27 protein-coding genes are annotated in these 24,105 nt (G+C 72.0%); 19 read left to right on the forward strand and 8 right to left on the reverse strand.

The genetic code is table 11. The annotated features are described in order from the left end of the window. The first annotated feature begins 45 nt into the window (after nucleotides 1-45). From AB4Y83_RS20240 to AB4Y83_RS20265, 6 genes are all read left to right on the forward strand, one after another. Complete coding sequence (locus AB4Y83_RS20240) at nucleotides 46-327, forward strand: ASCH domain-containing protein (protein WP_442297984.1); 282 nt, start codon at nucleotides 46-48, stop codon at nucleotides 325-327. A 175-nt stretch (nucleotides 328-502) separates the two neighbouring features. After that, nucleotides 503-832 (forward strand): hypothetical protein, encoded by a 330-nt coding sequence (locus tag AB4Y83_RS20245; RefSeq protein WP_442297985.1) that lies wholly within the window; start codon nucleotides 503-505, stop codon nucleotides 830-832. A gap of 49 nt (nucleotides 833-881) precedes the next feature. Beyond that, nucleotides 882-1,625 carry a nucleotidyltransferase family protein gene (locus AB4Y83_RS20250; RefSeq protein WP_442297986.1) on the forward strand — a complete coding sequence of 248 codons (744 nt, stop codon included), beginning with the start codon at nucleotides 882-884 and terminating at the stop codon, nucleotides 1,623-1,625. Between the two features lie 48 nt (nucleotides 1,626-1,673). After that, the gene (locus AB4Y83_RS20255) at nucleotides 1,674-2,561 is read left to right on the forward strand and encodes an AAA family ATPase (protein WP_442297987.1); all 888 of its coding nucleotides are present in this window, start codon (nucleotides 1,674-1,676) and stop codon (nucleotides 2,559-2,561) included. Beyond that, the gene (locus AB4Y83_RS20260) at nucleotides 2,558-3,709 is read left to right on the forward strand and encodes a vWA domain-containing protein (protein WP_442297988.1); all 1,152 of its coding nucleotides are present in this window, start codon (nucleotides 2,558-2,560) and stop codon (nucleotides 3,707-3,709) included. The genes AB4Y83_RS20255 and AB4Y83_RS20260 overlap by 4 nt, the downstream gene beginning before the upstream one ends. Then, nucleotides 3,702-4,871, forward strand: a complete 1,170-nt coding sequence (locus AB4Y83_RS20265; RefSeq protein ID WP_442297989.1) for an XdhC family protein — start codon at nucleotides 3,702-3,704, stop codon at nucleotides 4,869-4,871. Before AB4Y83_RS20260 ends, AB4Y83_RS20265 begins: the two co-directional genes overlap by 8 nt. Nucleotides 4,872-4,964: 93 nt before the next feature. Here the strand turns inward: AB4Y83_RS20265 and AB4Y83_RS20270 are convergent, their stop codons facing one another. Next, nucleotides 4,965-5,171: a PaaI family thioesterase gene (locus tag AB4Y83_RS20270; RefSeq protein WP_442297990.1), complete on the reverse strand. Its 207-nt coding sequence runs from the start codon at nucleotides 5,169-5,171 to the stop codon at nucleotides 4,965-4,967. Between the two features lie 195 nt (nucleotides 5,172-5,366). Further along, nucleotides 5,367-5,489 (reverse strand): hypothetical protein, encoded by a 123-nt coding sequence (locus AB4Y83_RS20275; RefSeq protein WP_442297991.1) that lies wholly within the window; start codon nucleotides 5,487-5,489, stop codon nucleotides 5,367-5,369. An 84-nt stretch (nucleotides 5,490-5,573) separates the two neighbouring features. On the opposite strand from AB4Y83_RS20275, the gene AB4Y83_RS20280 reads away from it, so the two are divergent. The 3 genes from AB4Y83_RS20280 (at nucleotide 5,574) to AB4Y83_RS20290 (ending at nucleotide 7,793) form a co-directional block, all read left to right on the forward strand. Further along, the gene (locus AB4Y83_RS20280; RefSeq protein ID WP_442297992.1) at nucleotides 5,574-6,311 is read left to right on the forward strand and encodes a FadR/GntR family transcriptional regulator; all 738 of its coding nucleotides are present in this window, start codon (nucleotides 5,574-5,576) and stop codon (nucleotides 6,309-6,311) included. Next, complete coding sequence (locus AB4Y83_RS20285) at nucleotides 6,311-7,138, forward strand: sterol desaturase family protein (protein WP_442297993.1); 828 nt, start codon at nucleotides 6,311-6,313, stop codon at nucleotides 7,136-7,138. The genes AB4Y83_RS20280 and AB4Y83_RS20285 overlap by 1 nt, the downstream gene beginning before the upstream one ends. Nucleotides 7,139-7,223: 85 nt before the next feature. Continuing rightward, the gene (locus tag AB4Y83_RS20290; protein WP_442274044.1) at nucleotides 7,224-7,793 is read left to right on the forward strand and encodes an NADPH-dependent FMN reductase; all 570 of its coding nucleotides are present in this window, start codon (nucleotides 7,224-7,226) and stop codon (nucleotides 7,791-7,793) included. A gap of 131 nt (nucleotides 7,794-7,924) precedes the next feature. Here the strand turns inward: AB4Y83_RS20290 and AB4Y83_RS20295 are convergent, their stop codons facing one another. Both AB4Y83_RS20295 and mgrA read right to left on the reverse strand, forming a co-directional pair. Continuing rightward, nucleotides 7,925-8,335: a hypothetical protein gene (locus AB4Y83_RS20295; RefSeq protein ID WP_442297994.1), complete on the reverse strand. Its 411-nt coding sequence runs from the start codon at nucleotides 8,333-8,335 to the stop codon at nucleotides 7,925-7,927. Between the two features lie 155 nt (nucleotides 8,336-8,490). Beyond that, nucleotides 8,491-9,534: an L-glyceraldehyde 3-phosphate reductase gene (gene mgrA / locus AB4Y83_RS20300; protein WP_442297995.1), complete on the reverse strand. Its 1,044-nt coding sequence runs from the start codon at nucleotides 9,532-9,534 to the stop codon at nucleotides 8,491-8,493. 206 nt (nucleotides 9,535-9,740) lie between these two features. Between mgrA and AB4Y83_RS20305 the strand changes: the two genes are divergently transcribed. From AB4Y83_RS20305 to AB4Y83_RS20325, 5 genes are all read left to right on the forward strand, one after another. Then, nucleotides 9,741-10,250 (forward strand): (2Fe-2S)-binding protein, encoded by a 510-nt coding sequence (locus tag AB4Y83_RS20305; RefSeq protein ID WP_442297996.1) that lies wholly within the window; start codon nucleotides 9,741-9,743, stop codon nucleotides 10,248-10,250. Then, nucleotides 10,247-12,733 carry a xanthine dehydrogenase family protein molybdopterin-binding subunit gene (locus tag AB4Y83_RS20310; RefSeq protein ID WP_442297997.1) on the forward strand — a complete coding sequence of 829 codons (2,487 nt, stop codon included), beginning with the start codon at nucleotides 10,247-10,249 and terminating at the stop codon, nucleotides 12,731-12,733. Before AB4Y83_RS20305 ends, AB4Y83_RS20310 begins: the two co-directional genes overlap by 4 nt. Then, complete coding sequence (locus AB4Y83_RS20315; protein ID WP_442297998.1) at nucleotides 12,730-13,587, forward strand: FAD binding domain-containing protein; 858 nt, start codon at nucleotides 12,730-12,732, stop codon at nucleotides 13,585-13,587. Before AB4Y83_RS20310 ends, AB4Y83_RS20315 begins: the two co-directional genes overlap by 4 nt. Before the next feature lie 7 nt (nucleotides 13,588-13,594). Beyond that, nucleotides 13,595-14,392 carry an SRPBCC family protein gene (locus tag AB4Y83_RS20320; protein WP_442297999.1) on the forward strand — a complete coding sequence of 266 codons (798 nt, stop codon included), beginning with the start codon at nucleotides 13,595-13,597 and terminating at the stop codon, nucleotides 14,390-14,392. 112 nt (nucleotides 14,393-14,504) lie between these two features. After that, entirely contained in the window at nucleotides 14,505-15,158 is a 654-nt protein-coding gene (locus AB4Y83_RS20325; RefSeq protein ID WP_442298000.1) for an NAD(P)-dependent oxidoreductase, read from the forward strand. 140 nt (nucleotides 15,159-15,298) lie between these two features. On the opposite strand, the gene AB4Y83_RS20330 is transcribed toward AB4Y83_RS20325, so the two are convergent. Beyond that, nucleotides 15,299-16,252: an ornithine cyclodeaminase family protein gene (locus AB4Y83_RS20330; protein WP_442298001.1), complete on the reverse strand. Its 954-nt coding sequence runs from the start codon at nucleotides 16,250-16,252 to the stop codon at nucleotides 15,299-15,301. A 1-nt stretch (nucleotide 16,253) separates the two neighbouring features. Then, nucleotides 16,254-16,583, reverse strand: coding sequence for a hypothetical protein (locus AB4Y83_RS20335; protein ID WP_442298002.1), 330 nt, complete (start codon nucleotides 16,581-16,583; stop codon nucleotides 16,254-16,256). A gap of 160 nt (nucleotides 16,584-16,743) precedes the next feature. On the opposite strand from AB4Y83_RS20335, the gene AB4Y83_RS20340 reads away from it, so the two are divergent. Together AB4Y83_RS20340 and AB4Y83_RS20345 are read left to right on the forward strand one after the other, a co-directional pair. Continuing rightward, nucleotides 16,744-18,117 carry an L-serine ammonia-lyase gene (locus AB4Y83_RS20340; protein WP_056775085.1) on the forward strand — a complete coding sequence of 458 codons (1,374 nt, stop codon included), beginning with the start codon at nucleotides 16,744-16,746 and terminating at the stop codon, nucleotides 18,115-18,117. A gap of 237 nt (nucleotides 18,118-18,354) precedes the next feature. Continuing rightward, the gene (locus tag AB4Y83_RS20345) at nucleotides 18,355-18,843 is read left to right on the forward strand and encodes a hypothetical protein (protein ID WP_442298003.1); all 489 of its coding nucleotides are present in this window, start codon (nucleotides 18,355-18,357) and stop codon (nucleotides 18,841-18,843) included. Nucleotides 18,844-18,912: 69 nt separating this feature from the next. Here AB4Y83_RS20345 and AB4Y83_RS20350 read toward each other — a convergent pair whose 3' ends face one another. Together AB4Y83_RS20350 and AB4Y83_RS20355 are read right to left on the reverse strand one after the other, a co-directional pair. Then, nucleotides 18,913-19,338 carry a hypothetical protein gene (locus AB4Y83_RS20350; RefSeq protein ID WP_442298004.1) on the reverse strand — a complete coding sequence of 142 codons (426 nt, stop codon included), beginning with the start codon at nucleotides 19,336-19,338 and terminating at the stop codon, nucleotides 18,913-18,915. Between the two features lie 80 nt (nucleotides 19,339-19,418). Beyond that, nucleotides 19,419-20,738, reverse strand: a complete 1,320-nt coding sequence (locus AB4Y83_RS20355; protein ID WP_442298005.1) for a glycoside hydrolase family 1 protein — start codon at nucleotides 20,736-20,738, stop codon at nucleotides 19,419-19,421. Between the two features lie 42 nt (nucleotides 20,739-20,780). On the opposite strand from AB4Y83_RS20355, the gene AB4Y83_RS20360 reads away from it, so the two are divergent. From AB4Y83_RS20360 to AB4Y83_RS20370, 3 genes are all read left to right on the forward strand, one after another. Beyond that, entirely contained in the window at nucleotides 20,781-21,974 is a 1,194-nt protein-coding gene (locus AB4Y83_RS20360; RefSeq protein WP_442298006.1) for a molybdopterin molybdotransferase MoeA, read from the forward strand. Between the two features lie 36 nt (nucleotides 21,975-22,010). Beyond that, nucleotides 22,011-23,648: an ABC-F family ATP-binding cassette domain-containing protein gene (locus tag AB4Y83_RS20365; RefSeq protein ID WP_442298007.1), complete on the forward strand. Its 1,638-nt coding sequence runs from the start codon at nucleotides 22,011-22,013 to the stop codon at nucleotides 23,646-23,648. A 99-nt stretch (nucleotides 23,649-23,747) separates the two neighbouring features. Further along, nucleotides 23,748-24,098, forward strand: coding sequence for a VOC family protein (locus tag AB4Y83_RS20370; RefSeq protein WP_442274059.1), 351 nt, complete (start codon nucleotides 23,748-23,750; stop codon nucleotides 24,096-24,098). The last annotated feature ends 7 nt before the right edge of the window (nucleotides 24,099-24,105 follow it).

The raw sequence follows: 24,105 nt of genomic DNA on the forward strand, positions 1-24,105 counted from the left end.
TCGGCCGAACCGGGGCGGGTCTGCGCGACGTAGCGTGACGAGGTGATGTTCAGTCGTGAACTGCGAGATGCGGTCGCCCGCGGAGAGATCACCGTCACGATCCGCCGGTGGGACCGTCCGCAGGTCAAGGTCGGGGGCCGATACCGGACCGCGGGGGTCGTCATCGAGGTCGACTCCATGGAGGTCGTGCCGTTCTCTGGCGTGACGGACGAGGACGTGCGCGCATCGGGCGAGACCGACCTCGAGGCGCTTCGTGATCGAGCCGCGCACTCCGGGCCGATCCACGACGACACCTTGGTCTACCGGATCGAGTTCCACGTCGTGTGACCGCGACGCGACGCCGCTGCACCGTGCGACCGCGATGCCTCCGCGGCAGTCAGCCCCGCTTTTCCTCGCTTCTCACCCCGTTCTGGGGGGTGTGTCGCCGAGCGCACAGACAGCGCGCCGTGGGCGGCCCACATTGGGGGATCGGAAGTTCTCGCGGGACTGGAGGTGGACTCCGATGACTGCCACGAACCGAACCCCAACAGCCTGCGGCGCAGAGGCCCTCACCGCGTCCGACCTCAGGCCCGCGGCGCAGCGGCATGGTCCGCCGCGATTCCCGCGCCGCGCCTCGATCGCATTGTTCGTCGCCCTGGCGGCTCTGGCAGTGCCACACCAGGCGGTCGCGCTCATGCCCATCCCACCCGCGCCGGTCAGGTTCCCGATCGCAGACGTCGGGCACACGGTCCTGACGCTCGCCGAGCAGTATTCGCAGTCACCGCCCACCGACAAGCGCCGGCTCCACAACGAGATGGTGCTGCTGATCAACACGGGCCACGTGGCGATCTGAGCCCCTGCGCAGCAGCGATCAGGTGCACCTCGACGGGTAGGTTCCGGGTGTGACCGAGAGCGACACCGCACCTCACCCAGCTGCGACCCACGGTCGAGCCGCCCACGTCCGCGGGCTAGTCCTGGCTGCCGGCGCCGGCAGGCGCATGGGCGGCCCCAAGGCTCTGGTTCGCCGCCACCCGGACGAGCCGACTCTCGTCGAGCGCGCCGTCTCGCTGCTGCACGCCGGCGGGTGCTCCGGCATCACCGTCGTCGTCGGCGCGGCCGCCGAGGAGGTCACGGCCATCGTCACCGCTCTCGGCCGTGACGTCGACGTCGTCACCTGCCCGGACTGGGACGAGGGGATGGGCGCTTCGCTAAGAGCCGGCCTCACCGCCCTCACCCGCTCCACCCACGAGGGCGAGGGCTGCGTCGACGCCGTGCTCGTCACGCTCGTCGACCTGCCGGACCTGACGCCCGAGGTCGTCGCAAGAGTCCTCGACGCCCCGGGCCACGTCGACAACGCGCACTCGGCGCACCCCGACCCCGACGAGCACGCCGTCGAGCTTCACAAGACGGCCGCCCCCACCAACCACGAGCTCCGAGCGACCCTGCGCCGGGCGGCATACGACGGGGTCCCGGGGCACCCGGCGCTCATCGGGCGCGACCACTGGGAGCAGGTCATCGCCTCGGCGACCGGCGACCACGGCGCCCGCCACTACTTCCGCACCACGCCGCACGAGCTCGTCGAGTGCGGTGACCTCGCGACCGGCCGCGACGTCGACACCCGCGAAGAGCTCGACACGTCCCGCTAGACGGGCCCTCCGCTTCCGCAACCCCCGTTCATGAGTGATGCTCAGGGGATGGATCACCTGTTCAACAGTGCCGACGACGTCACGACCGCCCTGGGCGGCACGGGCTATCTCGCCGACGAGGCGCTCGCGACGATCACCTTCCTCGCGACCCGGCTGAACCGGCCGATCCTGCTCGAGGGCGAGCCCGGCACCGGCAAGACCGCCCTAGCCGAGGGCCTCGCCCAGGCGCTCGACCTCAAGCTGATCCGCCTCCAGTGCTACGAGGGCATCGACGCGACGCAGGCCCTCTACGACTGGGACTTCCCGCGCCAGATCCTCCACCTGCGCACCGTCGAGGCCCTCAGCCGCGAGGAGCACCACGACGCCAAGGCCCTCGAGGCCGAGCTCTTCGACGAGCGCTTCCTCCTCGCCCGACCCGTGCTCCAGGCCCTCCGCGAAGCCCCCTGCGTCCTGCTCATCGACGAGATTGACCGCGCCGATGACGAGTTCGAGGCCTTCCTCCTCGAGGTCCTCTCCACCTGGCAGGTGACGATCCCCGAGCTCGGCACCGTCAGCGCCGCCACCCCGCCGATCGTCGTCCTCACCTCCAACCGCACCCGCGAGCTGCACGACGCGCTCAAGCGCCGCTGCCTCTACCACTGGATCGACCACCCCGGCCTGGCCCGCGAGCTCGAGATCGTGCGCACCCGCCTTCCCGAAGTCAGCGCCGCGCTCGCCGAGCAGGTCGTCACCCTCGTCCAGCGCCTCCGCTCGTCGGGCGAGCTCATCAAGCCCCCGGGCGTCGCCGAGACCCTCGACTGGGCGCGTGCCCTCGAGACCGTCGGCGCCACCCGCCTCGACGCCGAGGTCGCCGCCGCCACCCTCGGTGCCGCCCTCAAGTACCGCGAGGACTCCGAGAGGATCCGCGCCTCGCTCGACAAGCTGCTCACCGCATGACCCGAGACCTCTCGCCCGCCGCGCGCCCCGCTGCAGCCCCCCAGCCCCCGACCGAGCCCGACGTCGATGAGCTGCTCCTCGGCTTCGCCCGCGCCCTGCGCGCCGCCGGCATCAACGTCACCGCCGACCGCGAGCGCACCTTCCTCATCGCGGCGGCCACGGTCGGCATGGGCGAGCGCACCGGGGTCTACTGGGCCGGCCGCTCGACCCTCACGTCGACGCCCGCGGACTTCCCGGCATACGACGAGCTCTTCGAGCGCTGGTTCGGCGGCGAGTCCATCCCGCAGGGACGCCGCGTCGACATCCAGCGTCCACCCGTGCGCCAGGCGCCGCTCGGCGACACCGAGGGGGAGGCCGGCGACGGCGACGCCGACACGATCCAGGCCAAGGCGAGCGCCCAGGAGGTGCTGCGCCACCGCGACGTCGCGAGCCTCAGCGCCGCCGACCGCGCCGCCGCCGCGCGCCTCTTTGCGAGCCTTGACCCGCGCTCGCCGCTGCGCCGYGCCCGCCGCCACGTCCGCGCGAGCAGCGGCACCGTCGACGGCCCCGCCACGCTCCGCGAGCAGCTGCGCCGGATGGGCGAGCCCGGCCGCATCCACCACCGCCGCCGCGGCACCCGCCCGCGCCGCATCGTCCTGCTCATCGACGTCTCCGGCTCCATGAGCCCGTATGCCGACAGCCTCCTCCGCCTCGCCCACGTCTTCGTGCGCACGGTGCCCCACGTCGAGGTCTTCACCATGGGCACCCGTCTGACCCACGTGACCCGCGCGCTCACCGAGCGCGACCCCGACCGCGCGCTCGCCGCCGCCGGACGCGTCGTCCCCGACTGGTCGGGCGGCACCCGCCTCGGCGAGGCCATCGGCGCCTTCCTCGACCGCTGGGGCCGGCGGGGTATGGCCCGGGGCTCGGTCGTCGTTGTCTTCTCCGACGGTTGGGAGCGCGAGGGACCGGAGGTGCTCGGTGAGCAGATGCGACGCCTCAACGCCCTCTCGCACCGGGTCGTGTGGGCCAACCCGCACCGCGGGAAGGTCGGCTACGAGCCGGTGCAGCAGGGGATCGTCGCGGCCCTGCCGCACATCGACGACTTCGTCGCTGGGCACTCGCTCGCGGCGTTCGAGGAGCTGATCGAGGTGGTGGCCCGTGCGTGAGGTGATGGACGAGCTGATGCAGTGGTGGTCGGCCGGCGAGACCGTCGGCGTCGGCACCGTCGTCGGCACGTGGCGCTCGGCGCCGCGCCAGGCCGGCGCCTCGATGCTCGTCGGCCCCGGCGGCGAGGCCGTCGGGTCCGTCTCCGGAGGCTGCGTCGAGGGCGCCGTCTATGAGCTGAGCCAGGAGGTCGTCGAGACCGGCCGGCCGGTGCTCCAGCGCTACGGCGTCAGCGACGACGACGCGTATGCCGTCGGGCTGACCTGCGGGGGCATCCTCGACGTCTTCGTCGAGAAGGTCTCCCGCGAGACGTTCCCCGAGCTCGGCGACGTCGCCGCCGACATCGCGGCAGGACGCCCCGTCGCCGTCGTCACCGTCATCGAGCACCCCGAGCCGACGTGGGTCGGCCGCCGTGTTTTCGTGCACGCCGAGGACGAAGGCGACGACGACACCTCCGTGCTCGGCTCGCTCGGCAGCGGGCGCGCGGACGATGCCGTACGCGACGACGCCCGAGGCCTTCTGGCTCAAGGCCGCTCGGCGATCCTCACCTACGGCCCCGACGGGGAGCGTCGCGGAGAGGGGATGCGGGTCTTCGTCGCCGCGCACGCCCCGAAGCCGCGGATGCTCGTCTTCGGCGCCATCGACTTCGCCGCCGCCGTCGCGCGGGTCGGCGGCTTCCTCGGCTACTACGTCACGGTGTGCGACGCGCGCCCCGTCTTCGCGACGAAGACGCGCTTCCCCGGCGCCGACGAGGTCGTCGTCAAGTGGCCGCACGACTACCTCCAGAACGAGGTCGACGAGGGCCGCATCGACAGCCGCACGGTCATCGCCGTGCTCACCCACGACCCGAAGTTCGACGTGCCTTTGCTCGAGGTGGCGCTGCGTCTGCCCGAGGTGGCCTACATCGGCGCCATGGGCTCGCGGCGCACCCACGAGGACCGGCTCGAACGCCTGCGCGAGGCCGGCCTCACCGACGACGAGCTCGCCCGGATGAGCTCACCGATCGGCCTCGACCTCGGCGCCCGCACGCCCGAGGAGACGGCCGTCTCCATCGCCGCGGAGATCATCGCGCTGCGGTGGGGCGGCGCGGGGGAGCGGCTCGCCGCGACCGAGGGCCCGATCCATCACCACCATCCCGCGCACGACACCCCGCTCGGCCACTGACGGCAGGGCCACCAGCCCGAGGCGTGGCGCGCGGAAGCTGCTCCGTTTTGCGGAGCAGGTTGCGAGTGCGTCGAGGGCCATCCCGCGGTGGCGTCAGGTGCGTGGGCGCCAGCGCTTCCAGACGGCGGTCGCTTGCGCACGCACCTTGCCGTCGAAGCGCAGCTCGACCGAGACCGTCATCTGCGGCTCGTCGGACTCGGTGACGCTCGCGAAGAGCTCGACCTCGTCGTGCAGGGGAGCCGGTCGGAGGTAGCGCACGTCGAGCCCGGCCGTGACGTAGGAGAGGTCGGCGCCCGGCAACGGCGGTCAGCCCTGGCGCTCGGCCTCGAGCATGACCGCGGCCGCGCTGTGGCAGTCGAGGACCGTGCCGATGATGCCGCCGTTGAGGTAGCCGAGGCCGTTGTCGTGCTCGGGCCACGGCATGAACGCCGCCGTCACCCCAGCGCGTTCGCCACCGCCACGGCCAGCGCCACCGCGGTCACCGACGGGATAGCTCTAGAGCTGGAGCCCCTTCGGGTTCCCCTGCCCGCAGCCGAAGCACGGGAGGTTGGGATAGAGCCGCTCCTGGATGCTGAGCGCATCGTCAGCGCGGGCGATGTCGACGTCGGTGTCCGGCATGCGCCCAACCTACAAGCGTGCGACCGGTCACGAATTGGTCCAACCTCTTGATGAGTTGACGCACCCGGTGTCATCCTCGACGACATGAGCCAGAGTGGATTCAGCCCCGTCCCGCGCCGGTCGGTCTCCGACGAGGTCTTCGCCGAGCTGCGCGACGCCGTGCTCACTGGCCGTTTCGCCCCCGGCGACTCGCTGCCGCCCGAGCGCGAGCTCGCGGCCTCCTTCGCCGTGAACCGGCACGCCGTTCGCGAGGCCCTCCAGCGCCTCCAGCTCGCCGGTTTCGTCCGCGTCGTCCACGGCGGCGGCACGACGGTCCTCGACGTGCGCAGCACCGCCGGCCTCGACCTGCTCGCCCACCTCGCCCGGTCGGGCGACGGGCTCGACCCGATGATCCTGCGCGACGGCCTCGAGATGCGCCGCTGCATCGGCGTCGAGGCCTCCCGGCTCGCCGCGACCCGGGCCACCGAGCCAGCCCGCGCGAGCGTCGTGGCGGCAGCGGCGGCATACGGCTGCCCAGACATCGACGACGCCGACCGCGACTTCTGGCTCGCCGTCGTCGAGGCGAGCGGCAACCTCACCTTCCGGCTCGCGCTCAACTCGCTCGTCCAGGCCATCGACCGCAGCCCCGACGTCATGGATGCGCTGCTCGCCGGCGACCGCGCCGACCTGCTCCCGCACGCGCCGCTCGCCGAGGCCATCGCCACCGGTGACGCCGCCGAGGCCGCGCGTCTCGCCGACGCGATCCTCACCCAGGCCATCGACGTGTGGGCCTCGCTCACCGACGACGGGCGCACCCTCGACCCGATGACCAAGGGGGCGTGATGGTCGACATCATCGTCACGGCGATCCCCTTCTTCATCGTCTTCATCGTCATCGAGGTGCTGTCGCTGTGGCTCGCGCCCGACGACGACGAGGTCGGCTACGAGGTCCGCGACACCGTCACGAGCCTCACGATGGGCATCGGGAGCGTCGGCGTCGGGATCCTCTACAAGGCATCCCAGCTCGTCGTCTACGCCGCGTTGTATGCCGTGACGCCCCTGCGCCTCGACACCTCGCTGTGGTGGGTGTGGGTCGTCATCTTCTTCGCCGAGGACCTCGCCTACTACTGGTACCACCGCGCCCACCACGAGGTGCGCATCCTCTGGGCCAGCCACGTCGTGCACCACTCGAGCCAGCGCTACAACTTCTCGACGGCGCTGCGCCAGACGTGGACGCCCTTCGGCGGCATCCCGTTCTGGGCTCCGCTCGCCCTCCTCGGCGTGCCGGTCTGGGCGATCTTCCTCCAGCAGTCGATCTCGCTGCTCTACCAGTTCTTCCTCCACACCGAGCGCGTCGGGAAGCTCTGGCGCCCAGTCGAGTTCGTCATGAACACGCCCTCGCACCACCGGGTACACCACGGCATGAACAACGCCTACCTCGACCGCAACTACGGCGGCATCCTTGTCATCTGGGACCGGCTCTTCCGCTCCTTCGAGCCCGAGGGTGAGCGCGTCGTCTACGGACTGACGAAGCAGCTGCGCACCTACAACCCGCTCGTCGTCGCCACCCACGAGTACGCCTCGATCTGGGCCGACGTCCGCGGCGCGCAATCGTGGCGCGACCGCTGGGGCTTCGTCGTCCGCGGCCCGGGCTGGCAGCCCCGCACCTGAATCCGCACGGCTGGCCGAGGCCCGCCCCAGGGGCCACGATGGAGGGATGGGCGCGGCCCCCGCTCCCGGACCAGGAGGACCCATCGTGAGCACGTACAAGGTCGGCTACTTCGTCGGCAGCCTGTCATCGGCGTCGATCAACCGGACGCTGAGCAAGGCCCTGATCCGCCTCGCACCGAAGGACCTCGAGTTCGCCGAGATCCCCATCGGCAACCTCCCGCTCTACAGCCCCGACTTCGACGCCGACTACCCGGCCGAGCCGCGCGCGCTCAAGGAGGCCCTCGCCGCGTCGTCGGCTGTCCTGTTCGTCACGCCGGAGTACAACCGGTCGATCCCCGGCGCCCTGAAGAACGCCATCGACTGGGCCTCCCGTCCGTGGGGCCAGAACTCCTTCAACCACGTGCCCGCCGCCGTCATCGGCGCCTCGCCCGGACAGATCGGCACCGCACTCGCCCAGCAGAGCCTCCGCGGCGTCCTCAGCTTCTGCAACGCCCGCCAGATGACCTCGCCCGAGGCTTACGTGACCCTCCGGCCGGGGCTCGTCACCGACGACGGCGAGGTCACCGACGAGTCGACCGCGACGTTCCTCACCGACTTCATGCAGGAGTTCCGCGACCACATCGAACGCGTCCTCACCGTGCTGCCCCGCGACTGACGACAGTGCCCTACGGGCCGCACCACGAGCCCGCAGGACAGGAACAGGCACCACCCGCGTATGCGGTGTCGCCGGCCCCGCTCGGAAGCTGCTCCGTTTTCGGGAGCAGCTTCCGAGCGTGCACGGCGCTGTCAGGACAACCCGACCCAGAGCACGTTGCCGTGCGCGAAGACGACACGGAGTCCCGAGCCGGTCCACACGTCGATCCACGTCGGCGCCGACCGACCTCGTAGCACGGGCGCGGTGAGCGCGGCGTCGGCCAGTGCCTCCGGCGAGGGCCACTGCGGATGGCATTGTCCGTCGCCGCCGCAGCCACAGACCTCGTAGGCGACGTCGGCGCCGGCAACGACCGCCACCCTGGCCTCATCAGCGCTGACGTCAGCCAGCTCCAGCCGGAGCAGGGTGCCGTCAGGGTGGAAGAGGTCGCCGTCCCGGTTGAACCGTCCGGGAGACGCCGCGGCGGACGACGGTGCGACGGGGTGCGCCTTGGCATCCGCGACGAGGTCGGCGAACGTCGGCGCCTTGGACCGCTTCGTGGCCATGCCCGTCAGCGTAGGCGTCCGTCAGTGCCCCGCGTGGCGGGGCACTGACGCAGAGACCCGCGGCCGGGACGTCGCGGAGTCGGCAGCCAGGACGCACAGCAGGCCGGGGGCTGGGACCCCGCGGAGGGGCGGTCCCAGCCACGCGGCATACGCCATCAGTGGGCGCTGGAGGTCTTCCAGAGGTTGATGCCGCCCTCGACCGCGTGCTGGTCGATCATGTCGAGCTCCTCCTGCGAGAAGTCGAGGTTGTCGAGCGAGCCGAGGCTGTCCTCGAGCTGGGCGACCGAGGAGGCGCCGATGAGCACCGACGTGACGCGCTGGTCGCGCAGGATCCACGCGAGCGCCATCTGCGCGAGCGACTGGCCGCGCGACTGCGCCATCTCGTTGAGCGCGCGGATGTGCGTGAGGTTCTGCTCGGTCAGCAGGTCGGTCGAGAGCGACTTGTCCTGCGACGCGCGCGAGCCCTCCGGCACGCCGTTCAGGTACTTGCTCGTGAGCATGCCCTGCGCGAGCGGGCTGAAGGCGATGCAGCCGACGCCCTCGTCGCCGAGCACGTCGAGCAGGTCCTCCTCGACCCAGCGGTTGAGCATCGAGTAGCTCGGCTGGTGGATGAGCAGCGGCGTGCCCATCGACCGCAGGATCTCGACGGCCTCGCGAGTGCGCGGACCCGAGTAGGAGGAGATGCCGGCATACAGCGCCTTGCCCTGGCGGACGGCCGTGTCGAGCGCGCCCATCGTCTCCTCGAGCGGCGTCGTCTCGTCGAAGCGGTGGGAGTAGAAGATGTCGACGTAGTCGACGCCCATCCGGGCGAGGGACTGGTCAAGGGAGGAAAGGACGTACTTGCGGCTGCCACCGCCCTGGCCGTACGGGCCGGGCCACATGTCGTAGCCGGCCTTCGTCGACAGGATCAGCTCGTCGCGGTAGCGCTTGAAGTCCTGCGCGTAGATCGTGCCGAAGTTGCGCTCGGCGCTGCCGTAGGGCGGTCCGTAGTTGTTGGCGAGGTCGAAGTGCGTGACGCCGAGGTCGAACGCACGCCGCAGCGTCGCGCGCTGGCGGTCGAGGGGCACGTCGTCGCCGAAGTTGTGCCACAGCCCGAGCGAGACGGCCGGCAGGTCGAGCCCCGAACGGCCCGTGCGGCGGTAGGTCATCGAGTCGTAGCGGCTGCGCGAGGCCTGGTAGTCGTCGGCGTGAAGAGTCATGCGGCCCAGTCTCGTCCCCCTGGCGTATGCCGCCAAAAGCCGGGTCACGCTGTGGCCGCGGCGTCGCCCGGCTGGGGATCCGCTGCGGATGCTCTGCGGATGTGGAGGGTTCTCCCCGTTGCCCTTGTGCAGTAGTTGAACGCGAGTCAGACTGCGCGTGGGGAAGTCAACGATGTCAACTGCAGCGTGGCAGGAGGACCGACAGCATGACCCGAATCAACATGACCGTCGACGGGGTGAGCTACTCCGACGAGGTCGAGCCCAGGACCCTTCTGGTCCAGTACCTTCGCGAGAGCCTGGGGAAGACCGGAACCGTCATCGGATGCGACACGAGCAACTGCGGTGCCTGCACCGTGCACCTCGACGGCACGAGCGTGAAGTCGTGCAACGTCCTCGCCGTCCAGGCCGACGGCCACGAGGTGACGACGATCGAGGGGCTCGCCCAGGACGGCGAGCTCCACCCGGTCCAGCAGGCCTTCCACGAGTGCCACGCCCTCCAGTGCGGCTACTGCACCCCCGGCATGATCATGCAGGCGTGTGACGTCCTCAAGAACAACCCCGACCCCAGCGAGCAGGAGATCCGCGAGGGTCTCGAGGGCAACCTCTGTCGCTGCACCGGCTACCACAACATCGTCAAGGCCGTGCAGCAGGCGGCCGGCACCATGAGCTCGGCAAGCGCAGCCAGCGCGGCCAGCTCGCAGGCGGTGTCGTCATGACGATCACCGAGGACCGACCGGCCGACGCGCCGACCCCCGAGATCGGCAAGTCGCGCACCCGCAAGGAGGACCAGCGCCTCATCACGGGTCGCACCCGGTGGACCGACAACATCCAGCTCCCCGGCATGCTGCACCTCGCCATGGTGCGCAGCCCCTTCGCCCACGCCACCATCACCGCCATCAACACCGACGAGGCGAGGAAGGCCCCGGGTGTCGTCGGGGTCGTCACCGGAGCGGACATCAAGGACGTCCAGGGCGCCATCGCCAACGCGTGGCCGCTCAACGCCGAGCAGAAGACACCGAACCACCTGCCCGTCGTCGTCGACCACGTCGCGTGTGCCGGCGAGATCGTCGCCGTCGTCGCCGCCCGCACCGCAGCCGAGGCGCGAGACGCCGCCGAGCTCGTCGACGTCGACTACGACGAGCTGCCCGCGGTCCTCGACCTCAAGGAGGCCGTCAAGGACGAGGTGCTCGCGCACCCCGACCTCGGCACCAACACCTCCGCCGTCTGGACCCTCGACTCGGCCGCGCAGGGGTCGGGCACCGACGTCGAGGACGAGATCGCCGCCGCACGCAACGACGGCGTCGTCATCGAGCGCGAGTTCCGCCAGCAGCGGCTCATCCCCGCCTTCATGGAGCCGCGGTCGACGGTGTGCGACCCGACCGGCGAGCAGATGACGGTCTGGACCTCGACGCAGGTGCCGCACATCCTGCGCTTCCTCGTCGCCGCGACGACCGGGATCCCCGAGTCCAAGGTGCGGATCATCGCCCCCGACGTCGGCGGCGGCTTCGGCGGCAAGCTCCAGACGACGCCCGAGGAGTTCGCGACGATCGCCGTGGCCCGACGGCTCGGCAAGCCGTGCAAGTACACCGAGACGCGCAGCGAGTCCCTCCTCTCCGGACACCACGGACGCGACCAGTGGCAGAAGCTGACGCTGAGCGCCCGCAAGGACGGCACCGTCACCGGCCTCAAGGTCGAGCTGCTCGCCGACCTCGGCGCCTACGTCGGCGTCGTCGGCGGAGGCGTGCCGGTGCTCGGCGCGTGGATGTTCAACTCCATCTACAAGTTCGCCGCCTACCACTTCACCGTGCGGACGCTGCTGACGAACAAGACGTGGGTCGACGCCTACCGCGGGGCCGGTCGCCCCGAGGCGACCTTCGCCATCGAGCGCATGATGGACGAGCTCGCGGCCGAGCTCGGCCGCGACCCGCTCGAGGTCCGCGAGCAGAACTGGATCACGCACGACGAGTTCCCCTTCACCTCGGTCGCCGGCATGACGTACGACTCGGGCAACTACGAGGCCGCGACCGCCAAGGCCAAGGACCTCTTCGGCTACGACGAGCTGCGCGCCGAGCAGAAGCGCCGGCGTGAGAGCAACGACCCGGTCCAGCTCGGCATCGGCATCTCCACCTTCACCGAGATGTGCGGCCTCGCGCCGTCCCGCATCCTCGGCACGCTCAACTACGGCGCCGGCGGCTGGGAGAGCGCCAGCATCCGGATGCTCGCCACCGGCAAGGTGGAGGTCCTCACGGGCGTCTCGCCGCACGGCCAGGGCCACGAGACGGCCTGGAGCCAGATCGTCGCGGACCGGCTCGGGGTCCCCTTCGAGGACGTCGAGGTGCTCCACGGCGACACCCAGATCTCGTCCAAGGGCATGGACACCTACGGGTCGCGCTCCCTCGTCGTGGGAGCCGAGGCCGTCGTCCGGGCCGCTGACAAGGTCATCGAGAAGGCCAAGGTCGTCGCAGCGCACCTGCTCGAGGCGAGCGTCGACGACATCGAGTTCACGGGCGGTCGTTTCGGCGTCAAGGGCACCGACAAGGGCGTCAGCATGCCTGAGGTCGCGCTCGCCACGTGGACCGGACACAACCTGCCCGACGGCGTCGAGCCGAGCCTCGACTCCGACGCCACCTTCGACCCCGAGAACTTCTCCTTCCCCCACGGCACGCACCTGTGCGCCATGGAGGTCGACACGGAGACCGGGGCGACGTCGATGCGCAAGTACGTCTGCGTCGACGACATCGGCGTCATCATCAACCCGCTCATCGTCGAGGGACAGGTGCACGGCGGTCTCGTCCAGGGCATCGCGCAGGCCCTCTGGGAGGGCGCGGAGTACGACGACCAGGGCACGCTCGTGACCGGCTCGTTCGTCGACTACACCCTGCCGACGTCCGCCGACACGATCAGCTTCGTCACCGACCACACGACCTCGCCCTCGACCTACACCGCCTTGGGCACCAAGGGAGTCGGCGAGGCCGGCGCGATCGCCTCGACGCCCGCCGTCGTCAACGCGATCGTCGACGCGGTGCGACCGCTCGGCGTCGACGACGTCGTCATGCCGTGCACCCCCGAGCGCGTGTGGAGGGCCATCCAGGCCGGACGCGCGGTCTCGACGGAGGGTGACCGCGAGGCGCAGCCGCACTTCGACGAGGGCGTGCCCAACCAGGATCCCGGCGCAGCGACCGAAGGGAGCCAGGCATGATCCCCGCCCAGTTCGACTACCTCGCCCCCACGTCCGTCCAGGAGGCCGTCGCGGCGCTCGCCGAGCACGGCGACGACGCCAAGGTGCTGGCCGGCGGCCAGTCCCTGCTGCCGATCCTGCGCATGCGGCTCAACGCGCCCGGGGTCGTCATCGACCTCGGCCGCATCCCCGAGCTCCAGGGCGTCTCCGAGGACGGTGACCACCTCGTCATCGGAGCCATGACGACGTATGCCGCCGTGCTCGCCTCCGAGGCCGTCTCGACCCACGCGGCCCTGCTGTCCAAGGCGATCGCGACCGTCGCCGACCCCCAGATCCGTCACCGCGGCACCATCGGCGGCGCGCTCGTGCACGCCGACCCCGCCGGTGACGTCGGTGCCCCGGCGCTCGCGCTGGGCGCCGAGCTCGTCATCGCGGGCGCGGACGGCTCGACCCGCACCGTCGCGGCGGAGGACTTCTTCGAGGACCTCTTCGCGACGGCGGTCGGCGAGGGCGAGCTGCTGACGCAGATCCGCATCCCGAAGCACACGGGCTGGGGCGCGCACTACGAGAAGTTCGTCCGCGTCAGCCACCAGTGGTCGATCGTCGGCGTCGCGGCCACGGTGCGCAGCGAGGGAGGCTCGATCGCCGAGGCCCGCGTCGGCCTGACCAACATGGGCTCGACGCCGCTGCGGGCGCGCTCGGTCGAGGAGGCCCTCGTCGGGCAGCCGGCGACCGACGAGGCCGTCCGTGCGGCCGTCGCGTCCGTCACCGACGGCACCCACCCGCCGTCGGACCTCAACGGCGACGCCGACTACCGCAAGCACCTCGCCACGGTGCTGACGCGGCGCGCGGTCCTCGCCGCAGCAGGAGCGTGATGCCCGGATGGACCTGACGCACTCCTTCACCGTGCCGACCTCGGTCGACGACGCCTGGGCCCTCTTCATGGACCTCGAGCGCGTCGGCAGCTGCTTCCCCGGGGCGACCGTGACGGAGGTGACCGACGACGGCTTCTCCGGCACGGTCAAGGTCAAGCTCGGGCCGATCGCGCTCGTCTACTCCGGGTCGGGCTCGTTCGTCGAGCGCGACGACGCGGCGCACCACGCCGTCATCGAGGCCAAGGGGAAGGACAAGCGGGGCAACGGCACGGCCGGCGCCACCGTGACGATCACCCTGAGCCCCGACGGCGACGGCACCCGCGCCGACGTCGTCACCGACCTCGCGGTCACGGGCAAGCCGGCGCAGTTCGGCCGCGGCGTCATGCAGGACGTGTCCGACAAGCTGCTCAACGCGTTCGTCGCGTGCATCGAGAAGCAGCTGACCGGTCCCGAGGCAGCCCCGGAGGCCGCTCCCGAGGCGGCGTCCGCGGCGGCCGGCGCACCGTCCTCCGGCGGCTTCGTCGAGACGGCGTCGGACGCACTCGCGGCCGACACGGGGGCCCGTGTTGGTGCCGGGGTTGGTGCCGGGGTCGGCTCCACGACGGCAGCGCCCGCCACGTCGGCGTCTGCAGCGGCGCACCGTCCGCCGGCCCCGCGCCGGGTCCCGGCCTCCGTCGAGGAGGACGCACCCCTCGACCTCGGTTCGGCAGTGATGCCCGTGCTGGTCCAGCGGTATGCCGGTTACGCAGCGGCTGCCGCCATCGGGGTCGTCATCGGTTGGCTCATCGGCCGCCGGGGCGACTGACCCCAGCACGTGCAGCAGGCCCGGTCGCGCTCCCGACCGGGCCTGCGGCATACCTAAGGGGTCCGGTGGCGTTGGACCTGATGAGACCCCGTCCCCGAACCCCAGGAGAGTCATGTCCCGCGTCATCCTCATCGGCGGCCACGGCAAGGTCGCGCTGCTCGCCGCCCCGCTGCTCGTCTCCGACGGCCACGATGTCACCTCCGTCGTGCGCAACCCGGACCACGTGGCCGACGTCGAGGCGACCGGTGCCACGGCAGCCGTGCTCGACATCGAGCACGCCACGACCGGGCAGATCGCCGACCTCGTGCGCGGCAGCGACGTCGTCGTGTGGTCGGCGGGCGCCGGCGGTGGCAGTCCCGAGCGGACGTATGCCGTCGACCGCGACGCGGCGATCCGCTCGATGGACGCCGCGGGGCAGGCCGGCGTCGGGCGCTACGTCATGGTGTCCTACTTCGGTGCCGGCCCCGACCACGGCGTCCCCGAGGACAACGGCTTCTACGCGTACGCCGAGGCCAAGGCCGCGGCCGACGAGCACCTCCAAGGCACCGACCTCGCGTGGACGATCCTGCGCCCGAGCGGCCTGACGACCGACGCCGCCACGGGTCACATCGAGACCGGTGCGGGCGTCGAGGCCGGCAAGGTCTCGCGCGACAACGTCGCCCACGTCATCCGGGCGGTCGTCGAGCACCCCGACACGACGGCCCGCCGCATCCTTCCCTTCAACGACGGCTTCCAGCCCATCGACGACGTCGTCGCCAACGCCTGACCCACCCCCGCCCCCCTCGAGTGAGCGCCCCGTCCCACTCGAGTGAGCGCCCCGTCCCACTTGTCCGCGTCGCATGTGACTGCCTACTCACTCGACTGTGACTGGGGGCTCACTCGACTGTGACTGCCTGCTCACTCGAGTCAGGCGCGGGCGAGGTGCTCGGCGATGACGAGGTCCTGCCACGCCATGCCGACGCTCTTGAAGACGTTCGGCCGGTCGGTCGCCCGCTCGACCCGGCCGAGCACGAGGTCGGCGAGCGTGTGCACGTCGGCCCAGTCGAGGGCGCCCTGCGCGGCGRCGAGGATGACGTCGCCCGCCTCGCGGTGCGCCGTGCCGATGTCCTCGACGACGACGAGCGAGCGCCCGAGCAGCGCCGACCCGAGCTCGCGGCGGTGCGGCTCGTGCGACCCGATGGCCACGACGCACGCGCCGTCCGCGACCCAGTCGTCGCCGAGCACCGGGGTCGCCGCCGACGTCGCCGTCACGACGACCTGCGCCTCGCGCACGGCTGCCTCGACCTGCGGGTCGTCGACGGTGAGCCCACGCGTCGTGAGCGGGTGCGTCGAGGCCAGCCCCGAGATCCGTTGCGCGGTCGCACGGGCCGCGTCCTCCCGGCGCCCGACGACGGTCACCGAGGTCGTGTGCCGGATGGCGAGCAGCGCCTCCGCGTGACCGAGCGCCTGGGGCCCGCTGCCGAAGATGACGGCCGACTCGACCTCGTCGGGGGCGAGCGCGTCGATCGCGACGGCGGACACGGCCGGGGTGCGCAGCGACGTGACGGCCGTGCCGTCGACGAGCACCGACGGGGCCAGGGTGTCGGCGTCCATGAGGACGTAGACCGCCTGGATGCGGTCGAGGCCGCGCGCCGGGTTGCCCGGTGCGACCGTGAGCACCTTGACCCCGGCCGCGCGGCCGTTCGTCGACGGCATGACGAGCAGCTGCCCGCGGCCGTCACCGACGTCGGCGACGAGCCGGGCCGGGTCCGACGCCGGGTCGAGGCCGTCAGCGAGCTCGCGACGGATGAGCCTGCGGGCGCGGTCGGGGGAGAGGGTCCGGCGCACGGCGGCGGCGTCGACCCAACGCGGCTGCTGCACCTCAGCCCTCGCCCGCGCTCGAGCGGGCGCGCTCGACCCGCACCGGGTCGCCACCGGCGTCCGTGAGGGTCGCGAGGTGGGTGCGCAGCTGCCTGGCGAGCGACCACTGGGTGACCTCGTGGGTGATCGAGCGCATCCAACCCGGGTCGACGGCATACGCCAGCGTCAGCACGACGAGCGTGCCGTCCCCCTCGGCGTCGAAGCGCCAGGAGAGGGGCTCGGGGGTCACGTGCGGGGGCAGTCGAAGGGCCGGCTCACCCACGGACGCGGCCAGCGCCCGGGCGACGGACGGCGGGAGCAGGACGTGGACATCGGCACTGACCTGGGGCACTCCTCGACTGTAGGTGTCAGCGCTGGGAGCCGCCCGTCCGGGTTGCGCCGGGGGAGCGGATCCACGCATGTGCGTGGGGGTGCCCCCGGGACGTAGGCTCGAGCGGATCGCCCACCACCCCGGGCGGCAGCCGTCAACGACGACACGAAGTCAGGACTCCATGGCGCTCAGCGTTTTCGATCTCTTCTCGGTCGGCATCGGGCCGTCGAGCTCGCACACCGTCGGTCCGATGCGGGCCGCCGCCCTGTTCGCGGAGCGGCTGCGCGACGAAGGAGTCATCGACCGGGTCGCCCGCGTGCGCTCGCAGCTCTTCGGCTCGCTCGGGGCCACCGGGCACGGGCACGGCAGCGACAAGGCCGTCCTCCTCGGCCTGACGGGCGAGCGGCCCGAGCTGTGCGACCCGCGGGCCGTCGAGGGCCGCCTCGCCGAGATCCGCGCGACCAAGCGCCTCCGCCTGCTCGGCGAGCACGAGATCGACTTCATCGAGCTCGAGGACCTCACGCTGCACCGCCGCAAGACCCTCCCGCTGCACCCCAACGGCATGACGTTCACGGCGCTCGACGCCGACGGCGCGACCGTCGCCGAGCACACGTACTACTCGGTCGGCGGCGGCTTCGTCGTCGGCGAGGACGCCGACGGGTCGACGAAGATCGTCGAGGACTCGACGCCGGTCGCGCACCCCTTCCGCACCGGCGACGAGCTGCTCGCCCACTGCAAGGAGACGGGCAAGTCGATCGCCCGCATCATGCTCGAGAACGAGCTGTCGTGGCGCACCGAGCAGGAGGTCCGCGACGGCCTCCTCGAGATCTGGCGCGTCATGAAGGAGTGCGTGCGCAACGGCATCGCCACCGAGGGCGTGCTGCCCGGCGGTCTGCGCGTACGTCGCCGCGCTCCCGAGCTGGCCCGCCGCCTCTCGCTCGAGGCCAACAGCGACGACCCGCTGCGCGGCATGGACTGGATCACCCTCTACGCGCTCGCCGTCAACGAGGAGAACGCGTCGGGTGGCCGCGTCGTCACCGCCCCGACCAACGGCGCGGCCGGCATCATCCCCGCGGTGCTCCACTACTACGCGAACTTCGTCAACGGCGCCGACCGCGACGGCATCGTCCGCTTCCTGCTCACCGCCGGCGCGATCGGCGTCATCTACAAGGAGACCGCCTCGATCTCCGGTGCCGAGGTCGGCTGCCAGGGCGAGGTCGGCTCGGCCTGCTCGATGGCGGCCGCCGCGATGGCCGCCGTCATGGGCGGCACCCCCGAGCAGGTCGAGAACGCCGCCGAGATCGGCATGGAGCACAACCTCGGCCTGACCTGCGACCCCGTCGGCGGGCTCGTGCAGATCCCGTGCATCGAGCGCAACGCCATCGCCTCGGTCAAGGCCATCACCGCGGCCCGCACCGCCTTGCGCGGCGACGGCTCGCACGTCGTCTCGCTCGACAAGGTCGTCAAGACGATGCGCGAGACCGGTCGCGACATGAAGGTGAAGTACAAGGAGACCGCGCGCGGCGGCCTCGCCGTCAACGTCATCGAGTGCTGACACCGGGGGCGGGCCCTCACGACCGCCGTATGCGGCCCCGCCACGCAGCACTCGGAATGTCCGGTATGCGTGCAGGACGGTCTCAGGCTCGGACGTGATCCTCCGAGTTTCCTGACAGTTGCGGCCTTTTCGTCTCTGGATGCGTGCTTCGGAGCACCGTGGAGAGTGGCGCCGAAACGGCGTCGCCCGGCGACCTCGGGGGCCCTGCGCCGGCTTCAACAGGGAAGAGGGGAACTCATGCGTTCACTGCGCAGCCGTGCCGTCCTGGCCGGCATCACCGCACTGGGCACGATCGGACTGGCATCAGGAGCCGCCTTCGCGGCACCGGCGAGCGGAGGGACCGAGCACTCGTCGTTCCCCGCGATGGGTGCCGTCTTCGAGTGCAGCGCACCCACGGGGGACATCACCGCGACGAGCGGCACCGTCGACATGGTCGACCACTGGAACGTCGACGCCCGTGGGGTCTTCCACGAGACCGGGACCGTCCACACGAGCGGCGTCACGCTGCTGGGGTCGAACGGTGACCGCTACACGGTCTCGGGGGCCTCGTGGTTCGGCGGAAAGGTGTCTGCCGCGGGCGCGCCGCTCGTCTTCACCGACACCGAGCACTGGGTCCTGCACGACGTCACCTCCGGCGGGAACGTCAAGGTGCAGATCGTCAGCCACTGGTCACCCGGTTCGAGCTTCACGTGGGACAAGGGCACCTGCTCCGCTCCGGAGGGGTGAGCGGAAAGGCCTGCCCGGGCGCCGCCCCGTCCCACCGAGGGCGTGGCGGCGTTCCCGTGTCCGGGCTGCTCAGGGCCGCGTCGCGTCGGGCAGCGGCAGCTCGACCTGGCACTCGTAGTAGCGCATCTGGAGCCGGGAGTGCTCGACGTCGATGGTGCCCTCGCCCACGGCGATGACGTCGTCGAGCCACCGGTGCGACGGTGCCTCGGCCTGGAAGGTGAGGACGTGGACGCCGCGACCGTCCGTCAGCGACGACAGGCCGGTCAGGGTGAAGAGCACGACCCCGTCGTCGACGTGGATGACGCCCCTGGCCTCCGGCGAGGCCCAGCCCTCCCGGATGCGCGGGAAGTTCGACCACGTCGCCGTGCCCGACAGCCGGCCCGTCAGGGTGCCGGTGCCCTGGCCGTAGACGCGTCCGTCACGCCCGGCCGAGGGCTCGACCTCGTGGATGAGGTCATAGACCCAGCTCGCGTCACAGAGAGGGATGAGACGCATGGCAGCCTCCTCGGGAAGGTCCGACCCCTTCGACGGTACTCCCGTCGTCGCGCCCGCGCCGCCCTCTGCGCGAGATCACCTCAACGGTGATGGGCCTCGGTGGTGCTGACCGGATAGGTCTGTCCCGCAACGTATCTCGTGTGCATGTCGGCCGTCGCTCCGCCCTCACGGGCGACCTCGGCGAAGAAGCGCCCCGAGTCGCGTACCGTGCGCTCCTGCGTCTCGTAGTCGAGGGTCACGAGGCCGAACCGCGGCCCCTCGCCCTCGTTCCACTCCCAGTTGTCGACGAAGCACCAGTGGTAGTAGCGGTCGACCGGAACCCCCTGGGCCCGAACGTCGCTCAGGACCGACAGGTGCTCCCAGAGGTAGCGCGACCGGAAGGYGTCGGCGGCGTCACACGTGCCGTTCTCGGTGACCCAGACGGGAAGGCGGTAGGTCTCCCACGCCCATCGGGCCGTCTCGCCGAGCCCGGCGGCATACACCTCCCAGCCGAGGTCGTTGACCGGGACGCCCGGCGGCGTGCCGTCGTCGAAGCGCGTCACCGTGGTGCGGGAGTAGTAGTTGAGCCCGAAGAAGTCGGCGTAGCGCCCGGCGACGATCCCCGGCGGCCGGCGCAGCGGCGGCGCGAACTCCCCGGTCGTCATCGCCCGCACGATCGCGTCCTGGAAGAGGTGGCGCATGACGGGTGTCAGCGCGCGGTGCCAGGGGTTGCGGGGGTTGCCCGGCCGGAAGGGCCGCAGGTGATGAGCGACCCCGACCATCGTGTCGGAGCCGGGCCGCAGCGCGTGGATGAGGGTGTAGGCCCGGATGTGCGCGGCCGCGAGCACGCCGTAGACCCGCATCCCCTCGCGCAGGCTCCGGTGGCCCGGCGGGAAGTCGCCGAAGACGTGGGCGCCGGTGACGTAGACGTTCGGCTCGTTGATCGTCACCCACTCCGCGACGAGGTCGCCGAGCCGCGTCACGACCTCGGCGACGAAGCGCTCCCACATCCACAGGGCGCCGGGTGCGAGCCACCCGCCGTCGCGCTCGAACCACAGCGGGTGGCTGAAGTGGTGCAGCGTCACGAGGGGGCGGATCCCGTTGTCGCGCAGGAGCTCCAGCTCCTCCCGGTAGTGGGCGAACGCCGCGTCGTCCCACCCGCCCGGGCGCGGCTCGAGGCGCGCCCACTCGACGCTCATCCGGTAGACCTGCACCCCGAGCGAGGCCATCAGCCCGGTGTCCTCGCGCCAGCGCCGCCAGTGGTCGGTGGCGCGCCGTGGCGTCGAGCCGTCGGCGATGGTGCCCGGGCGGTCGGCCCAGTCGGTCCAGCTGCTCTCGACGTCGCCGCCCTCGACCTGCGTGGCCGCGGTCGCGACGCCGAGCAGCAGCCCGTCGAGCCGGAAGCCGTCAGCGGTCGCCATGCGGCCCAACGTACCGGCGCCCGATGCGTCAGACTGGCGCCCGTGGGTCACGTCTCCGTCGCAGATCACCGGTCCGCCGTCGAGCGGCTGCTCGGCGACGGGTCCCTCGAGCAGGTGACGCTCGACCGCCACGCCGCCGGACGCCGCCTCGCCGCCGACCTCGTCGCGGCCGACGACCTGCCGCGCTTCGACGCCTCGGCCATGGACGGGTATGCCGTGTGCCCGGGTTCGCCGGACCAGCGCGCCTATCCCGTCATCGGGGACGTGCCCGCCGGGTCGGCACCCGACTTCGTGCTGGCCCCCGGTGAGGCGGCCCGGGTCATGACGGGCGCGCGGGTGCCGCAGGGGACGGTGGCCGTCGTCCCCGTCGAGCGCACCGACGCGAGCCCCACGGGCCCCGCGCCCGAGCACGTGACCGTCGACCTCGATCCCGCACCGGGCCAGCACATCCGTCCCCGCGGCGAGGACGTGGCGGCCGGGTCGGTCATCGCGACCGCCGGCACGGCCGTGACGGCGGCGCTCATCGCGCTGGGCCGTTCGGCCGGGTGCACGAAGGTCGAGGTCCACGTGCCGACGAGGGTGGCGGTCATCGCGACCGGAGCCGAGCTCGCGCCGCCCGAGGCCGACCCCGGCGCCGGCGGCATCCACGAGTCGAACTCCGACATGGTCGCCGCGCTCGCCGAGGCCGCGGGCTGCGACGTGCGCCGTGTCGAGGTGTGCTCCGACGAGCCCGACGACCTGCGGGCCAGGCTCGACGCGCTCGACGCCGACCCCGACGTCGATCTCGTCGTCACGACCGGGGGCGTCAGCGCCGGGGCCTACGAGGTCGTGCGACAGGTCTGCGAGCCGCTCCCGACGTTCGGCTTCGTCCACCTCGCGATGCAGCCCGGCGGCCCGCAGGGGCTCGGCCGCTACGGGGCCACGCCCGTCGTCTGCCTGCCGGGGACGCCGGTCGGCGCGTTCGTGGCCTTCCACGTGCTCGTCCGTCCGGTGCTCGACCGACGCCACGGGGTGCCGCCCACGCGGCCCGGCCGGGCGGCATACGTCGGCAGGACCCGACGCACCCGCACGGGGCGCGTCCAGTTCGTCACGAGCGTGCTCCACGACGACGGCACCGTCAGCGCGCCCGATGCCCGGCACCTGACGGCGCTCGCCGCGGCGACCTGCCTCATCGAGGTGCCCGAAGGTGTCGACCAGCTCATCGAGGGCGACCTCGTCGCCGTCCACCCGGTGTGAACGGGGCACTGGCCGAGCGCCCCTAGGCTGGTGGGCGTGAGCGCGACCCTCGTGGCCAAGGACCTCGCCGGGGGCCACGCCCACCGGACCCTCTTCGAGCACCTCGACCTCACGGTCGCGCCCGGTGACGTCGTCGGGGTCGTCGGCGCCAACGGGGCCGGCAAGTCGACGCTGCTGCGCCTGCTCGCCGGTGAGGACGAGCCGCTCGGCGGCACCGTCACGACGGCGCCCTCCGACGCGTTCGTCGGGTGGCTGCCGCAGGAGCACGAGCGCGTGCCCGGCGAGACCGTCGCCGACCACATCGGTCGCCGCACGGGCGCCACCGCCGCGACCCTCGCCATGGAGGAGGCGGCTGCCGCCCTCGGCGGTGACGACCCCATCGCCGACGAGAGGTATGCCGTCGCGCTCGACCACTGGCTCGTCAGCGGTGCGCCGGACCTCGACGACCGGATCCCGCCGATGCTCGCCGAGCTGGGCCTCGACGTCGGACCTGACGCGCTCATGTCGTCCCTCTCCGGAGGCCAGGCGGCCCGGGCGGCGCTCGCCGCGCTGCTGCTGAGCCGCTTCGACCTCGTGCTCCTCGACGAACCGACCAACGACCTCGACCTCGCCGGCCTCGCCCGGCTCGAGGCCTTCGTCGACGGTCAGCGAGGGGGAGTCGTCCTCGTCTCGCACGACCGCGAGTTCCTCGCCCGCTGCGTCACCCGCATCGTCGAGCTCGACCTCGCGCAGAACTCCGTCGCCGTCCACGACGGCGGCTACGAGTCCTACCTCGAGGAGCGCGAGGTTGCCCGTCGGCACGCGCGCGAGGCGTACGAGGCGTATGCCGGCACGAAGTCCGACCTCGAGGCGCGGGCCCGCACGCAGCGGGAGTGGTCGTCCAAGGGCGTGCGCAACGCGATGAAGAAGAGTCCCGACAACGACAAGATCCGGCGCTCGGCGCAGCAGGACTCGGCCGAGAAGCAGGCCCGCAAGGTGCGCCAGATGGAGTCGCGGATCGCCCGGCTCGACGAGGTCGCCGAGCCGCGCAAGGAGTGGGTGCTCCAGTTCAGCATCGCCGCGGCGCCCCGGTCGAGCTCCGTCGTCGCGACGCTCAACGAGGCCGTCGTGCGCCGGGGTGACTGGACCTTCGGTCCGGCGTCGCTGCAGGTCGAGGCACGGCGGCGCATCGGCATCACCGGGCCCAACGGCGCCGGCAAGACGACCCTGCTGTCGCTCCTGCTCGGGCGGGTCGACCCCGACGAGGGGAGCGCCTCGCTCGGGGCCAGCGTCGCCGTCGGCGAGATCGACCAGTCGCGCACGGGTCTGCGCGACGACCTCCCGCTCGGGGACGCGTTCGGCGAGGCCGTGCCCGATCTCAACCCGGCTGACCGCCGCACCCTGCTCGCGAAGTTCGGGCTCAAGGCCGACCAGGTCGGCAGCGCCGTCGGTCGGCTCTCACCCGGCGAGCGCACCCGGGCCGCGATGGCGCTCCTCCAGGCGCGGGGCGTCAACCTCCTCGTCCTCGACGAGCCGACGAACCACCTCGACCTGCCCGCCATCGAGCAGCTCGAGGAGGCGCTCGACTCGTACGACGGGGCGCTCCTGCTCGTGTCGCACGACCGCCGGCTGCTCGAGAACGTCCGCCTGGACGAGCGCTGGCACGTCGAGGGCGGCAAGGTCACGGCGACCTGACCGGCCGGTCGAGCGGGGCGTGTGTCGATTTCCGGGCCGCTCGTTCGTCATCGAGGTGAGCGGTCACCGGCCGGTGATCGTGAGCCCACGGAGGTCATCATGAGTCACCCCATCGTCCACGCCGAGATCCGCTCGAGCGACCCCGACGCCACCCGCGCCTTCTTCGGCGGCCTGTTCGGCTGGACCTATCCCACCGAGGGTGCCTTCCCCGGCTACACCTTCGTCGAGACCGGCGTGCCGGGCGCGCTCTACACGGCGATCAGCCCGCTGCAGGGCGATGCCGACCTCGTCACGTTCTTCGTCGGCGTCGACGACATGACCGCCTCCATCGCCGACGCGACCCGCCTCGGCGGCCGGGTCGTGCAGGAGCCGGTCACGGTCCCGGGCGTCGCGTTCGCCCTCATCGCCGACCCGCAGGGTCACGTCGTCGGCCTGGCCCAACAGCTCTGACCTGCAG

Origin of the sequence: Terrabacter sp. RAF57, from assembly GCF_052113925.1 — a bacterium.
Lineage (GTDB): Bacteria > Actinomycetota > Actinomycetes > Actinomycetales > Dermatophilaceae > Terrabacter.